The sequence below is a fragment of the Paenibacillus thalictri genome, from assembly GCF_004307995.1.
Classification (GTDB): Bacteria; Bacillota; Bacilli; order Paenibacillales; family NBRC-103111; genus Paenibacillus_AF; species Paenibacillus_AF thalictri.
Window position 1 is genome coordinate 252,186 of the sequence record NZ_SIRE01000009.1, and the last position, 14,771, is coordinate 266,956.

Consider the following 14,771-nt stretch of genomic DNA (forward strand, 5'->3'; position numbering starts at 1 on the left):
ATGGCGGAAGTACGTGGGCATGAGGGAAGAGCGCACGAGCCGGGACAAGTGCAGCTGCAAGAGCAGGGACAAGTGCAAGAACAGGGGCATGGGAGCGAACTAGAGCAGGCACACAGACAAGAGCACGAGCCAGCGCAAAAGCAAGAGCTCGGGCGCGTCGTCACGGTAGCTCATCGCGGGGCGGCAGGATATGCGCCGGAGAACACGATGGCGGCTTTCAGGCTGGCGCTGGACATGAATGCCGATATGGTGGAGCTGGACGTCCAGCTCAGCAAGGATGGCGAACTGGTGGTCATCCACGACGATACGGTCGACCGTACAACCGACGGCACCGGCCGTGTGGCCGATCTGACGCTGGCGGAGCTGCGCAAGCTGGATGCGGGCTGCCGCTTTCAGGAAGGCGGCAGGTACGCTGGGGAAGCCATTCCGCTGCTGACCGAGGTGCTGGAGCTGTGCCGGGGGAAAGCCGGCGTGCTGATCGAGCTGAAATGGCCCGAGCTGCACCAAGGATTGGAGCAAGCGTTGGCCGAACAGCTGCAAGCAAGCGGCATGTGCGGTCCCGAGCACCACATCATTGTGCAATCGTTTGACGAGGAGTCGGTCAAACGTTTTCGCTCACTGCTGCCGGAGATTCCGGTGGGACTGCTGGTCGAAGACGAAAGCGAGCTGACCGCGGAGAAGCTTACCGAAACGGCTGCATTCGCCGATTATGTCAATCCGTATCTCGGCTTCGCTTCAAAATCGCTGGTCGAAGCGGTGCATGCCGCAGGACTGCGCATTTTCTGCTGGACGGTGCGCACGCGCGAAGCGGTTCAGCCGCTGCTGGATGCGGGTGTCGACGGCATCATCACTGACAATCCCGACTATATTGCTGAGTCATAAGAAACTTGAGGCTGAGTTCACTTTTCCAAAATATACACAAAGGACCTGGCGGTTATATTCCCGCGAGGTCCTTTTACATAATAACTGTTAGCGCTTATGCCGGGCGGCCCGGCTGTAGACCGAAAGGATCGGCACAAGCAGCACGGATGCTGCTGCAAGCGAGGCGCGCAGCGAAAGCCGGTTGCCGATCCAGCCGACGACCGGACCGCCGGCCGTCTGTCCGAGCGCATCGGACTGGCTCATCATGGAAAGCACGGTTGCCCGCGACTTGCTGTCGATATTCAGGTTAAGCCAGGTATCGTAAAAAGGGCCGTTCAGCGTGCGTACGATCTCGATGAGCAGAACGGAGACAAGCGCCCAGTCGAAGCCGGGAGCGAATGCCAAAGCCGCAATCGCGGCGATCCTGGCTGCAGTAAGCACGATCATGCCACGCAAGACGATTCGCTCATCGCTCATGTCGATCCGATTTTCGGCGATCCGCATGACGGGGAGGCTCAGCAAGGTGGAAATCACGGAGATCATCCCGATCCATATAGCTGCCGTGAACTGCTCACCCAACGGGAACCCGATATCGACGATCAGATGTGCTTGCCAAAGCCGGTCATAACCTTCCGAAGCGGCACCGCTGAACAAGGTAACAACCAAGATCATCATCAGCATCGGCTGCCGCCGAATGACTTGCGCGCCTGATAGCCATGTGGTTTTCATGTTTGCCCAATGAGATGTATCGTTTCCGCGTTCCGCTCTTATAAATCGAGTCTCCTTCATGGCGGCAAACAGAAACAGACCAAGCGCCAAATACAGAACGCCCCCCGCCACATAAGGCAGGTTCGGCCCAAGCGAGGAGATGCCCACACTGAGCGCAATGCCGATTAATGTGCCCCATAAGCCGATCCGCTTCGCGCCCAGAAAAACGCGGCCCGCTTGTTCTTCCCCAACCTCATCGACGATCCACGCCGTATCCGCGCCGCTAATCAGCGTAGCGCCAATGCCAAAAACCACCTGTGAGAGCAGCAGCCATATAAATGCCGATACATGAGGGTTGCCGAGCCATATTGCGCTTCCTTCGAGAATAAAGCCGCACCCCAACACAAACATGCCGATAATAACCGACAACCTACGGCCGTACAGATCGGCGATCACCCCGGTGACGCCTTCAAAAATAAGTACCGTTACCTCCAACACCATGCCTACAAGCAGCAATTGAAGCGGATTTAATCCTAATGCAACAACTTGGTATACAGCGTAAGTCGTAAACATCGTTGCATTCGCCAGAGCCGTCCAAAATCCCATCGTTCTAAAAACCTGTGTTGCTGTTAAATTCATCATCAGTCGGGTCCGCCCCTTCGATAGCCGGCAGATGGACACATCATACCCGTCCCGACATGTATCGTGTACAGTCTGATTGTATAAGTATCCTCTCTACCGGAAAATATCCTCATTTTGAATCGTATAAAGTGGGATTACGGTTTTGTTTTTTAACATATTGAACACCTCCGAAAGTAAGTGCCTCTATTATACGGAAAAGGCGGGTATCACCGATAGGGCAAGTTTTTGTAAATGAAAAAAGGAACATTCCGCGCGGAGTAGGAACTCATACGGGGCTGGGTCATTCCAGCAGTTCATTAATCGTGACCAAATGAAATCCCCGTTTGCTTAAACCGTCCAAGATGCCCTCAATAGCCGCAAGCTCATTCCCCGTCTGATCATACATAGGGTGCAGCAAAATAATCGAGCCTGGAACTGCATATTTGTTTACATAATCCACCTTATCGGAAACGGATGTATAGAAGGTGTCCGGTTCCAAGCTCCAGGTAATCGTCCGCATGTCATGGGTTTTTAAGTAATAGGGCAGCCCGAACAGCTTTTTCCCATTAGGGGGCCGGAAGTCGATGACACCCTGGTAGCCGGTTTCACGAATAAGGGCGTTTGTTTTTTCGATTTCCTGCCGGATGTAGGAAGGGGATTTAAACACCATCCGGTTGTGGGAATACGTATGGTTGCCGATTTGATGTCCGGCCGCGGCAATGCTGCGTCCTTCTTCCATATGGTTCTCCAGCTCTTTCCCGATCAGGAAAAACGTAGCCTTAGCATGGTATTTGTCCAGGAGGGGCAGCAGCTGTTCCACATGGCCGGTCGGGCCGTCGTCAAACGTGAGCGCTACTGCTTTGCGCCCGGTATCCGCTTGACTGGTGATGCTGCCCAATACCTGATATGTCCTGGAATTCATTAATTTGTATGTACCGAACAATAACAAAACGATAATGGCAATCGATGAGACTAATATCGTAATGGTTCTTTTCATATTTTTCACCTCGGGCCTTATTGTCCCAAATCGCCGGAGGTAAAACAATGATAGACGCATTATAAAACACTCATATTAGCGGAACAGCACGCGAAAAAGCGACCCCAGCCACGTGGTTGCAGGGATCGCTTTTGGCTGTACAACTTCTATTCGTCATTCATTCCCGTCAGCGCCAAATTAATGATTCTGTTAAACGGGTCGTCGTCCTCGTCTGCTTGATTGGCCGGATCGTTTTTGATCGCAGCCGCCTCGCCTTCCGTCAGATGCCGCTGATTGCCCGTATACTTAGGCTCCAGCTCGCGGATTTCTTCCTGATCCATCGGTTTTCCTCCTCGTCGAAAATCATGATCCAACAAAGGATTCCCATGTTGAAGGGAAATTATCCAGTGAAACTATCATTTCGCCCGCACTCTTAAAAAGCGCTAAAGCGAGATGTTCTTTTTCATCCGGACATGGGGAATTCCCGCGTCAAGAAACGTTTCCGCTGAGGTTACGGTGTAACCGAGCTTGTCATAAAAAGCCGCCGCCTGCACCTGGGCGTCCAATATGGTATGATGGTATCCAAGTTCGCGCGCCTTGGCTTCCAGCGCAAGCACGATTTCGCGCCCTGCGCCCGTACCGCGCTGGTCTTTCAACACGGCGATACGCTGCAGTTTCATGGTTTCACCGTCGTAGGGCCGCATGCGCCCGGTTGCGGCCGCTTCGCCGTTGACGGTCAGCAGCACATGATGACATGCATCGGGAGAACGGTCAAACTCATCCACTTCAATGGCAATGTCGACCTGCTGTTCCTGTACAAACACTTTTTTACGTATATTCAAGCACTGTTCAAGCTGCTGCTCGGTGCTTACATGAATGATGTTCATAAAAAGCCGCCCCATTTCCGAATAAAATAAACAAGAGTACAATATTCGACCATTGGCCCGGCAAATCCTTTTGTCAAATATTGAGTTTTACCCGTATATCCGGCGCACAAGGAAGCAATTTGTAAGCGAACAAACCAAATGGAGGCGAACCCATGGGGATTTCAGCGTTTATCATCATCGTAGCTATTATCGTTATTATCCTGCTTGTACGGGCAGCCGGCCGACCTGGGCGTCGCCGGGGAAAGCATAATGAAAGAGGGAGCGATACAGGGGCATATCCTTACAACAGTTTTGCCGATGACAATCACCGCTCCCACGATCACGGTCATCATCGCCACCATAGCGGACATGATGGCCATCATGGTCATCATGACCATGGTCACAGCCATGGCGATTCCCACAGCGGCGGCGATGACGGCGGAGGGAGCAGCGACTGAGATGACTGTCATGGCGGAGAAGCCGCGGTATGCGGCTATTAAGGCAAGTGTTCGATGAACTCCAATCGGTTGCCGAATGGATCGTTGGTGAAAAAACGGGAGATTCCTTCGATTTCATCATCGTCTTTGACTGTATAACCGAGCGCCAGCAATTTGCTGCGAAGCGCTTGCCATCCGCTCACCCGGAAAGCGGGGTGGGCTTTTTGCGCGGGGACGAAATGTGCCTCTACGCCCAGGTGGATTTGCTGCTCGCCGCAGACAAACCAAACTCCGCCGCGCGGACGCAGCTTCTCGGGTTTCTCTATTTCTTGCATCAGCAAGATGCCGGCGTAAAATTCGCGGGCCGCCTGTTCTTCACCGGAAGGCATGGCGACCTGTACGTGATCCAACTTGACAAAATGAAACGAATCGGACATCGTTCCCATCTCCTTAATTCAATATAAGGTTTTGTTTCGTTAGATGAAATGTGGTTTCATAATTACTTTTATCATATACAATCAGCGAAGCGGCTGTAAAGAGGGATTGCTGTCACCGTTGCAGGTTTTTTGGCCGCAAGCAAATGGCGGGTGTACCTTTTTCGCGTAAGGTGTCATAATAGAACTAATCAGGTTTGCGGAAGCGAGGAGTGACAATCATGAACGAACACATACATTCCGGCGAGCATACGGAGGGAAGCGAATGCCATATCGACCCCGGCAGCCGCAAGAGCCATCACTCGGACAAGGTGAAAGATAATTTGGCATCGCGGTTGAACCGCATAGAAGGACAAATTCGCGGAGTTAGGGGTATGATCGAAAAAGACGCCTACTGCGACGATGTGTTAAATCAAATCGCCGCGATTCAGTCTGCGCTCAACAGTGTCGGTAAAATTTTGCTTGAAGGCCATATGCGCAGTTGTGTCGTGGAGCGGCTTGGAGAAGGCGATAACGAAGTGATCGACGAATTGCTCAAGACGATCGGCAAATTAATGAAATAAGATGGCTGTCAGGCAATCCGGCCGCCGAGTGGGATAATGATTTATGCCGCTGAAGATTCGCCTGTTTAACGAATCCGCCTTGCAGAGTTCCACGGACTTCTAGCGCCGTTGTTGATCCAGAAACCGTTCTCTCCATTCCGGCCGCGGGAGGGGGCAAGCGTCATGTTTGCCGAACCAACGATACCGGTTGCGGGCAACGAGGTCATAGACGCCATCCCGCATCGGCCTCGGTACGAGATGACCTACGGAAAGCAGCGGCCACAGGCCGGGAAGTTTTCGGCAAAGCCTCATCGCGGCGGTCGACTTGAGATAAGCGCGGCCGCTTTCAACAAGCACAAAGCTGCTTAGGTCGGCAGGCAATTCCAGCCGCTGAAGCAGCTTTTGTCCGTATTCGGACTCCAGCGCCGCAAATCGGAATTTCATCTTGCGGTCCCGTTTCAGCAGGAACTGCACAACCCCGTTGCATAAACCGCATACCCCGTCATACAGTACAATGGCTTCATATTCAAGCGGATCGTTTGACTCCATCCTGATCCCTCCTTTGGCGTACGCCGATGGGTGCTGTGTAAGCACCGCGGCAGCTATTGTCCTTCTTCCTTACGATACAGGCGCCACAACGTTTCGCTTCGCCTGGCCAGCTCAAGACGCAGCTCGGGAGGCTCCAGCGCCTCCACTTCCGGCCCGCAAGTAAGCAGCATCTCGCATGCTACATCGATGGTATCGCAGCGTAAATCGACGTTCAGCATGTTGTCGTCCATATGCTCCACACGCTCGATGTGGACAAACCGCCTTGCTTTTATCCGGGGGAGATGGGCTTTCGTTGTCCTCACGCGAATCGGAAAACGCGGCAAATTGGCATGAAATTGCGCAGTCGATTGCTCCCAGTACTCGGCAAGATCAAAATCGGCCGGCCGTGAGAACCGTTCGTCCAACACCTGCACGGAAAGAATACGCGACACCCGGTAAGATCGTTTCTCCTCGTCCGTCCCTGTGCCTGCGACGACGTACCAGATGCTGCCTTTGGCGACCAAACCTAAAGGTTCGATGATACGCTCTGTAGGCCCGTCTTGTTTTTGATACAAAATCCGCAGCTTGAGTTCCTGCCACACCGCCTCCTGAATGGTCAGCAGATGGGGAACCGGATCGCGGGAAGCGAACCAGCCGGCTCCATCGACGTGAATGCGTTCACGTACCCGGTTCAGGTCGTTATGGTAGATTGGCGGCAATGCCGCGCCCAACTTCAAACGGGCATCTTCAAATACTTGCTGCAGACCGAGATCGTTCAGCAGGTGAGAGGGGCTGAGCAGCAGCAGCGATTGCGCTTCTTCTTTCTTGAGCCCTGTCAGATCGGTCCGAAAGCCCTCCGTGAGCTGCCATCCGCCGGCGGGTCCGCGTTCCGCAAATACCGGTATTCCCGAAGCGCTTAAGGCATCCATATCCCGCAGTACCGTCCGCTCCGACACCTCAAGTTTTTCGGCAAGCTGCTTTGCGGTTAGTTTGCCATGGGCTTGCAGCAGCAGAACAATCGATACAAGACGATCGGCGCGCATGGCGTGGCCTCCTCAGCATGGTTTGTTAGTGTCAACCGCTTCTTTTCTTCATTGTACCAAATAAATATGACAACAGGTGTCTTATATGCTCGCTTATGATAAGGCTGTTGGGGAATAATGAACCATATCGAAGGAGGTGCCGGTTTGATGAAACCGTTAAGCGGCAAAGTCGCTGTTGTCGCCGGAGCGACGCGAGGGGCGGGACGGGCCATTGCAGTTACGCTGGGAGAAGCCGGAGCGACCGTTTATGCCACCGGACGCAGCGTGAGAGGAAATTTATCGGATATGAAGAGGCCCGAGACGATCGAAGAGACGGCCGAGCTGATAACGAGCCGGGGCGGGGTTGGCATTCCCGTGCAGGTGGACCATACGTCGGAAGAGCAGGTGCAAGCCTTGTTCGAACGCATTAAGCTGGAGCAGGGCGGGCGTCTCGACCTGCTCGTCAACGATGTGTGGGGAGGAGACGGACTGACGGTATGGGGTCAAAAGTTCTGGGAGCATTCGCTTGGCGACGGCCTGCTGATCCAACGCCGCGCCGTTCATTCCCATATGATCACGAGTTATTACGCCGCTCCGCTTATGGTTGCCCGCGGGCAAGGACTGATTATCGAAATTACCGACGGGACGAATTATGACTACCGCGGCAATCTGTATTATAGCTTAGCCAAAGTTTCGGCGATTCATCTGGCGGAAGCGATGGCGGCCGACTTGAAAGAGCATGGAATTACGGCGCTTGCTTTGACCCCCGGATTTCTGCGGTCTGAATCGATGCTTGAGCTGTTCGGCGTCACAGAGGAGAACTGGCAGGAAGGAGCGGCCAAGGAGCCGCATTTTATCGCTTCGGAAACGCCGTATTTTGTAGGCCGTGCGGTGGCGGCGCTGGCAGCCGATCCGAACATTGCCGCCAAAGTGGGAACGGTTTGCAGTTCCTGGGATCTTTCCCGTGAATACGGATTTAAGGATGCGGACGGAAGAAGCCCGCACTGGGGCGACTATTTCAAGGAGCATGTGCTGAAACAAGAGAACTGATCAGTACAGGAATCATCTCTTAAAGGCCTCCTAGTCCTTTTTTTCAGAGTGTCCTTGACTAAGGGACCCGTTTACGCCGGCTTAGGATGCAGTTCCGATTTTTGATGCCGGTCAATCGGATTCATGCAGAAAGTGCCTGCGGCGACAGGCGGCGGGGCGGTTCGCGTTGCAGCGGCAGCCGTTCCAGCCGCTCATAAGCCGATCACAAGCGGATCAAAAAGAAAAGTTGTCCCCATCTTGCGGTAGTTGTAAAATGACTGTGAATCTATCGCAAGGAGATGATGGATAACATGGACGATCTTTCCTTCCACAAACGTTTTTTAACAGGGAAATTCGGTGAAATCCGCCGCCGGCTGCTGGCAGCATGCAGCCAACTGGACGAAGCTGCGCTCAACTGGAGGCCGACACCCGAAAGCAACTCGGTGGCCAACCTGGTCTTGCACATCGCCGGTAACATTCATGAACGGATTGGAGCTAGTATGCTGGAACGCCCGTACGACCGCGATCGGGCGGCTGAGTTTGATTCGACGGCGAATTTGACGAGAGAACGTTTGGAACAGGTGCTTAACGAAGCTTTTGATCTGTTGTGCACGACACTGGATGAGGCGACTCCCGAGCTGCTGCAGCAAACTCAGAACGTGCGCGGCAACGAGAGAAGCAACCTGCTCGTCTTTCATCAAGCCGCTTCGCATTTCTCCGAGCATTTGGGTCAAGTGCTGTACATCGCCAAAATGCGTCTTAACGAAGGGTACCAGACGACAAGTATCTAATTTTCTTACGCACATACACGTGCACTGGTGGGTCATTCCGCAGGAAGAGGCTATCCCGGCTCTGACATGAATAGGCATCTAAAAAGACGCCTCCAACTCCACTTGCACAGTGGTTTTGGAGGCGTTTCTAATGTACGCGAATCCCAAGCGTGAGTTGTGGCGCTGCGCTGTGCGGCTGTCGGTCAAACCCCACGCGGGTGTCGTTATGCAGGGATGGCTCGCTCAGCCGCTGTCCCTGCGGGTGTTCATAGGCGCGGCTTTGATCTGCGCCTCCGTTCGCGCTTACATCTTGCCGGTAACCGCGGGCCGTCTGCCCGCTTTGCGCGAGGCGGCAGCCCAAGCCGCACCGACCGCCAGCAGAAGCACCGCGCTGAGCCAATATATGCTGCCGAGCCCCAGCTGTGCGGCGAGGGCATAACCGATAAACGGCCCGATGGCCGCGCCCAAATCGGTTCCTGTGGTATAGGCGGTCATAAAAGCGACTTTTGACGTCCGCGATGCCGTGTCCGAAGCTACCGCGTCCATCAGCGTCAATACGGCCGTATTGCTAAGCTGCGCGACCAGCAGGACGGCAAGCCACAGCCAGACCGGCAGCTGAATCGGCAGAAGGGCGAAAATCACGCCGCCGAGCAGCAAGGAGCCGACAAAAAGCGGCAGACGGCTTGGCATCCGGTCGGATAAGCGGCCGATCCAAGGCGAAAGGAACGGCGACCAGCTCCAGCGGATCGCTTGAACGATCCCCGTCAGCGTCGCAGCCCCGATCAGCAGCCCCGGCAGCAGCGCATCCGCCGTATGTTCTTCCACCATCCTGCTCATAGTGGAAGTGTACATCCCGAAATAAACGATGGAAATCACAATGCCGCTGGTTAGCACAAACAAGGCTTCACGGTGACGCCATTGGAAAGTCTTCTCCGATTCAGGGGCCGGACTCGAATCGTGCGATACGGAAACCGTGGCGGGAATATACCGCAGAACAAAAGGAATCCCGGCCAACGTCAACACGCCAAGGACGGCGCAAACCGTCCGGACCCCGACGATGTCGGCCAACACGCCTCCGGCGAGCATGCCGATCAGACTGCCGACCCCGATCAGCCCGTTATACGTACCGAGCAGTCCGCCGCGGGTACGTTCCGATGCGCATTCCAGCACGGTCAAGTAGCCGCCCAGCCGCAGCAGCGACCAAGCCGCTCCCCATAAGGCGCGCATCGCCGCCAGCACCCAGAAGCCGTGCAGGAAGCCGTACGACCAGGTGGTGACGATGGCTAACGCAACAGCGATCAATACTCCGCTGCGCTTGGTGATGCGCCGGTACAAAGGACCGATGAGCGGATTCAGCGGCAGCCGTACGAAACGGTTGATCGACAGCAGCACACCTACCTGCCATAACGCGTCCAAACCGAACTGCTCCCAGTAGACGGGCAGTACGATATACAGCATAGAGTCCCCTAGAATACATATCGCAGTGACCCAAGCGATAATGATCACCGGCATTCGGCCGGATTCCGGCATCGAAGCCACCTCCCCAAGATTCGATATTTTGGTAGTTGCCATCTCGGCTATATAATCCCACATTGTACTTGAAAAAAGGGGAATAAAAAGTGTAAACTCGGGTCAAATGAATTTCCCCTTTTATCGCCCAAATGACATTTCCTTGCAGCGGTGAAGGTGGAGCAAAACGGATAAGAGATGTCTATCATCCATATCCATAGCGGGGGAAGCGTTATGAAACTGCTGGAGCATTATGAGGCGCTTTATGGCAAACTTGCGCCAGAACGCCTGCACATATCCATTCCGGTGACGGCAGATCAACTGGCTGGCTTGTTATGTTGTACACAGCGCAATGTCAAGCTGCTGATGCGGGGCATGAGCGAAGCCGGCTGGATTGCCTGGCAGCCGGGGCTGGGGAGAGGCAACGGCTCGCAGCTCGCATTTTTGATGACACCACAGCAGGTGCTGGCTTTGCAGGCGCACCGGTATTTGGATGCGGGCCGGGAGGCGGAAGCGTTGGCGTTAATCAAGAGCGGCCGTCTTGGGCGGGAGGAAACGGAGAAGGTGATGCTGCATCTGGCCGGTTCGTTTGGCTATCGGGTCGAAAACGTATCCGAACGGCGCATCGAGACACTCCGCGTGCCTTCGTACAGATCGGTCGGCATGCTGGACCCGGCGTTTGTCACACGCAGAACCGAACTGCACCTGATTCGCCAGCTGTTTGATACATTGGTGGAATTCGACCGGCGGCAGCAGCGGTTTGTGCCGGCGTTGGCACATCATTGGGAGCATTCGAGAAATGCGGACAAATGGATATTTTATTTGCATAAACACGCGCCGTTTCATAGCGGGGGATGGGTGACGTCCGCCGATGTGGAAGCGACGATTCTTCGGCTGCAGAGCGGCGCTTCGCCATATCGGGCTTTGTTTGCGCACATCCGAAACATCAGCCTGATACACGATTATGAGCTGGAACTTGAACTGGATGCAGAGGACCGCAGACTGCTCAGCCGGCTGGCCTCAACGGCCGCTTCCATCGTGCCGGGCCGGTTGTACGGCAGATCCGCAGCCGTTCCCGGAAGCGATGTTCCGCCTTCCGGCACAGGACCGTTCCGAGTTGTCCGGCATGATGAGCATCATCTTGTACTGGGAGCGTTTAATGAGTATTACAGTCGGCGCCCGCAGCTCGACAGAGTCGAGTTATGGTGCTTGCCCGCACTGTACGAGAACATGGCGGCAGAAGCCGAGCTGGAACAGCATAACGTCAATTTACAGCATTATCCGTACGCTTCCAGGCAGGAACGAGGCTGGAGGGAGCAGCGCCAAATCGACCACGGGTGCAAGTACATGACATTAAATGCCTCAAACTGCGGTCCGCTGGCGAGCTTGAAGCTTCGCCGGCATATCGCCGGGGCGCTTGACCTTAGACGGCTGTTGTTGGAACTGGGCGGCAACCGCGGCGCTGAAGCCGGCAGTCTGGTGTCGTATGCGTCCGGCAAAGCGCCGGCTTCCGCTGCAAAAGACTGCCTAAGCGCGCTGGCTCCGTTAGTCTCCGCGGATTTTGGCCCTGCCATGACCGCGGTGGGAGGCGCTTCTCCCGACGATGTGAGGTTGCCTGTTCCTGCGAAGCCGCAGAGTGCCGGGAGGAGGCCGGAAACATGGCCGGGTGCCATGGAGGAGCCCCTGACGCTGAGGATGTATACTTACAAGGGAGCCGGCAACGAGCGGGATGCGGCATGGCTGAAAAACGAGCTGGCCGCGGCAGGAATCGGACTGGATATTCATTTTATCCCCTACGAGGAGTTGTACCTGCCGGAGACGATGGACAAAGCGGACATGCTGCTGCTGGAACAGCCGGTCGACGAAGACGCCGAATGGGCTCTGATGGCCCAATTCGACAATCCCGGCAGCGCGGTATGCCGCCATGCCCCTGCCGATCTCCGCGCCCGGCGGCGATCCAGCCTGTCCGCGATCGGAACAAATGCGTCCCGTCAGGAGCGGATGGATGCGTACCGGCATTGGGAGGCGGAGCTGATTCAGGCATGCAGCCTGCTGCCACTATACCGGTGGCAGCAATTTATTCATTATCCGCAAGAGCTGAATGGGGCAGCCATCAGTTCGCTGGGGTGGGTTGATTACAAGCGGTTATGGTTTGCCTCCCGCGTTCTAGAGGATGCGGGAGAGGTTCAGAGTAACTAGTATCATAAAATGCATGTTAGTGAACGCAGCAAATGAAGCGATTTCGATTCAACTTGATGAAAGTTGATCTTTGGCTAGCTGCCTGTATTGGGCATCATCGTCGCTCTGGTTGGCCTTATGCATGCACACGTCACGCTCCAACGCTAACGGACAGGCGCGCCGCTATGTGGCCCAAAAAATCGAGGTTTGTTTTTTAACGGACACCGGCGCCTTTATGTGCCCAAAAAAGTCGGGGAAAACGCGATAGCAGGCAGAATAAGAGCTGTGGTGTCCGTTCACGTTGAGCAAAGCTCAGATTTTGTTTGAATTGCAGCGCTGATGTCCGTTAGAGAGGAGGCTGCTCCAACGTTGGGGGAGAATGAACAATGAATCGACAGCATCACTCAGTCCGTTGTCCATTCGGATGAGTTCCTGTCCAGAACGGGTCTTCCGCGTCCCGGCTGCCATGAGCGCTCCCGGATGTGCCGCTGTGCCCCGCGTCCCGACCGCCATGCGCGCTCCCGGAGTGTCGCTGAGCCCCGCGTCCCGGCCGCCATGAGCGCTCCCGGATGTGCCGCTGAGCCCCGCGTCCCGGCCGCCATGCGCGAGCTTAATCGGTGCCGTCCTTTTTTGAACCTTTCTCGGGATTGGGCCCTGAAGAGGTGGAGTCCGGTTTCCCGTTAAATAACGTTTCGGTCAACAGCTTAAGCTTGTCGATGAATTTGCCGAAGCCGTAACCGACGAGGAAAGCGATGCTGATCTTTGCGCTGATGGAGCCGCCCGCATCCAGCATCATAACGCCGCTTTGAAACATCACAATCATAATTAGCGCGGCGCCTGCGCAAATGATCGGCCTAGTAATGTACCAAACAAGCCAGCGTATGTCCACCTTGCCAAAATACTCCTGAAGCAGCCTGAGCGCATACAAGGTACCGCCGATAGCCCCGGAAAACGCATAGTACAAATAAGGCTTGACCGGCTCCACCTCAATGCCGAATACATGCTGCAGAAGACCGCTTTTGACAGCGGCGATGCCCCAGAAACTACCGATAAACCATACCAGCAAATAACCCGCGGCAATAAGACTCAGCTTGTTTACTTGCTTCGGCTCCTGAGTCATGATCCTCCCACCTTTGTCCGATCCTGATAACATATTCTATGAATACGCACACGGGTTGGTTCGGGAAATACATGGGCAGTTAGCCTGACGGCACCTTTGGCGGACTGTATTTCTAAAATTGCCTTCATCTGTTATACTTCTGCTAGATAAATAATTAATGACATAAATAATATCCATCGTATATATCGGATTTGTCATGAATTGGCGATGGCGTGAAAGCGGAGGATCGTTACAGTGTCTAAAATCTTTTTTCGGCTGATCGGTTTCGGATTCATTCTTGGCGCCGTTTTTGTTCTAGGTATCGGACTGACCGCTTACCCGGCCATATTCCCGAATGTACCTCCGGTGATGCGGCTGATCGGCGTGACCGCGATGGGACTGACGGTATTGGCTGTATGTTACGAATGCCGCCGCATGTATTCGCAGTTCCTGCGATTGCCGGAATATAAGCAAGGACTAGGCCCAACTGAAGCGAAGAAGAATCGGATCGGGGAGATTGCGTATCCTCAAGAGGGGACCCAGGACTTATATGGCGGCGGCGAACAGCCTCAGGTTTTGCAAGACGGCGGACAATCGGCTTTATTGAAGGAACATTACGGGGATAACCTTGGCGGCGAAATCATTACGCGTACGAAGCCGCAGGTCGAGCCACAGATGACCCATATAGCCGAAGAGATGGTGAATATCGTTCGGGAACGATACGGTCAGGATGTGTCGCTGGATTATTGCGCGGCGGTCTTGAATTTCCATCCCGTTTATTTAAGCCGGGTATTTAAAAAAGAATGGGGTGTCAATTTCAGCGATTACGTGGCCGACTATCGGATGAATTTAGCCAAGTCGTGGCTGGAGAATACGGAAATGAAGGTTACGGAAATCGCCGAACAACTAAGCTACACGAATACGACGGCGTTTATCCGCATTTTTCGCAAAAAAACGGGTGTTACTCCCGGCCAATACAAGGATAGGTTCCTAAAAAGGGCGGTTCGCTGAGAGCCGTCAGCGGAGAAACCCGAAATATCGGGAATAGTCATAAATCCAACCCAAGCCCCTTTGCGAAGTGCATTTCCGCCACCGCGAAAACAAAAAGAACGAGACCCGCATGGCGTGCGAGGCCACTGAAAAAGTGAACGCTGCATGAACGAATCATTCTTACGATCGCCAATTGTCCCC

At 54.5% G+C, this 14,771-nt stretch carries 17 protein-coding genes; 7 read left to right on the top strand and 10 right to left on the bottom strand.

Translation table 11 applies throughout. The annotated features are described in order from the left end of the window. The gene (locus EYB31_RS14275; RefSeq protein WP_165452421.1) at nucleotides 1-882 is read left to right on the top strand and encodes a glycerophosphodiester phosphodiesterase; all 882 of its coding nucleotides are present in this window, start codon (nucleotides 1-3) and stop codon (nucleotides 880-882) included. 87 nt (nucleotides 883-969) lie between these two features. Here the strand turns inward: EYB31_RS14275 and EYB31_RS14280 are convergent, their stop codons facing one another. From EYB31_RS14280 to EYB31_RS14300, 6 genes are all read right to left on the bottom strand, one after another. Next, nucleotides 970-2,211 carry an MFS transporter gene (locus EYB31_RS14280; RefSeq protein ID WP_338119942.1) on the bottom strand — a complete coding sequence of 414 codons (1,242 nt, stop codon included), beginning with the start codon at nucleotides 2,209-2,211 and terminating at the stop codon, nucleotides 970-972. A gap of 280 nt (nucleotides 2,212-2,491) precedes the next feature. After that, nucleotides 2,492-3,187: a polysaccharide deacetylase family protein gene (locus EYB31_RS14285; protein WP_131014012.1), complete on the bottom strand. Its 696-nt coding sequence runs from the start codon at nucleotides 3,185-3,187 to the stop codon at nucleotides 2,492-2,494. A 146-nt stretch (nucleotides 3,188-3,333) separates the two neighbouring features. Next, complete coding sequence (locus EYB31_RS40220; RefSeq protein WP_165452422.1) at nucleotides 3,334-3,507, bottom strand: hypothetical protein; 174 nt, start codon at nucleotides 3,505-3,507, stop codon at nucleotides 3,334-3,336. Between the two features lie 102 nt (nucleotides 3,508-3,609). Then, entirely contained in the window at nucleotides 3,610-4,053 is a 444-nt protein-coding gene (locus tag EYB31_RS14290) for a GNAT family N-acetyltransferase (protein ID WP_240762408.1), read from the bottom strand. 161 nt (nucleotides 4,054-4,214) lie between these two features. After that, entirely contained in the window at nucleotides 4,215-4,502 is a 288-nt protein-coding gene (locus EYB31_RS40225; protein WP_165452423.1) for a hypothetical protein, read from the bottom strand. 26 nt (nucleotides 4,503-4,528) lie between these two features. After that, a complete protein-coding gene (locus EYB31_RS14300) occupies nucleotides 4,529-4,906 on the bottom strand; it encodes a VOC family protein (protein WP_131014014.1) in 378 nt (125 codons plus the stop codon). Nucleotides 4,907-5,124: 218 nt separating this feature from the next. Between EYB31_RS14300 and EYB31_RS14305 the strand changes: the two genes are divergently transcribed. Continuing rightward, the gene (locus EYB31_RS14305; RefSeq protein WP_131014015.1) at nucleotides 5,125-5,466 is read left to right on the top strand and encodes a metal-sensitive transcriptional regulator; all 342 of its coding nucleotides are present in this window, start codon (nucleotides 5,125-5,127) and stop codon (nucleotides 5,464-5,466) included. 99 nt (nucleotides 5,467-5,565) lie between these two features. On the opposite strand, the gene EYB31_RS14310 is transcribed toward EYB31_RS14305, so the two are convergent. Together EYB31_RS14310 and EYB31_RS14315 are read right to left on the bottom strand one after the other, a co-directional pair. Continuing rightward, nucleotides 5,566-5,994, bottom strand: a complete 429-nt coding sequence (locus tag EYB31_RS14310) for a thiol-disulfide oxidoreductase DCC family protein (protein ID WP_131014016.1) — start codon at nucleotides 5,992-5,994, stop codon at nucleotides 5,566-5,568. 53 nt (nucleotides 5,995-6,047) lie between these two features. Continuing rightward, nucleotides 6,048-7,016, bottom strand: a complete 969-nt coding sequence (locus EYB31_RS14315) for a helix-turn-helix transcriptional regulator (protein WP_131014017.1) — start codon at nucleotides 7,014-7,016, stop codon at nucleotides 6,048-6,050. A gap of 147 nt (nucleotides 7,017-7,163) precedes the next feature. Here EYB31_RS14315 and EYB31_RS14320 point away from each other — a divergent pair, with 147 nt between their 5' ends. From EYB31_RS14320 to EYB31_RS14325, 3 genes are all read left to right on the top strand, one after another. After that, nucleotides 7,164-8,045 (top strand): SDR family oxidoreductase, encoded by an 882-nt coding sequence (locus EYB31_RS14320; protein ID WP_131014080.1) that lies wholly within the window; start codon nucleotides 7,164-7,166, stop codon nucleotides 8,043-8,045. Nucleotides 8,046-8,168: 123 nt separating this feature from the next. Next, entirely contained in the window at nucleotides 8,169-8,291 is a 123-nt protein-coding gene (locus EYB31_RS41245) for a hypothetical protein (RefSeq protein ID WP_276322043.1), read from the top strand. Between the two features lie 44 nt (nucleotides 8,292-8,335). Beyond that, nucleotides 8,336-8,815, top strand: a complete 480-nt coding sequence (locus EYB31_RS14325) for a DUF1572 family protein (RefSeq protein WP_165452424.1) — start codon at nucleotides 8,336-8,338, stop codon at nucleotides 8,813-8,815. A 282-nt stretch (nucleotides 8,816-9,097) separates the two neighbouring features. Here EYB31_RS14325 and EYB31_RS14330 read toward each other — a convergent pair whose 3' ends face one another. Continuing rightward, the gene (locus tag EYB31_RS14330) at nucleotides 9,098-10,324 is read right to left on the bottom strand and encodes an MFS transporter (RefSeq protein ID WP_165452425.1); all 1,227 of its coding nucleotides are present in this window, start codon (nucleotides 10,322-10,324) and stop codon (nucleotides 9,098-9,100) included. A 213-nt stretch (nucleotides 10,325-10,537) separates the two neighbouring features. Between EYB31_RS14330 and EYB31_RS14335 the strand changes: the two genes are divergently transcribed. Further along, entirely contained in the window at nucleotides 10,538-12,502 is a 1,965-nt protein-coding gene (locus tag EYB31_RS14335; protein ID WP_165452426.1) for an ABC transporter substrate-binding protein, read from the top strand. A 589-nt stretch (nucleotides 12,503-13,091) separates the two neighbouring features. On the opposite strand, the gene EYB31_RS14340 is transcribed toward EYB31_RS14335, so the two are convergent. Then, complete coding sequence (locus tag EYB31_RS14340) at nucleotides 13,092-13,601, bottom strand: hypothetical protein (protein ID WP_206105458.1); 510 nt, start codon at nucleotides 13,599-13,601, stop codon at nucleotides 13,092-13,094. Nucleotides 13,602-13,835: 234 nt separating this feature from the next. On the opposite strand from EYB31_RS14340, the gene EYB31_RS14345 reads away from it, so the two are divergent. Further along, nucleotides 13,836-14,591 (top strand): AraC family transcriptional regulator, encoded by a 756-nt coding sequence (locus EYB31_RS14345; protein ID WP_240762410.1) that lies wholly within the window; start codon nucleotides 13,836-13,838, stop codon nucleotides 14,589-14,591. Nucleotides 14,592-14,771 lie beyond the last annotated feature (180 nt).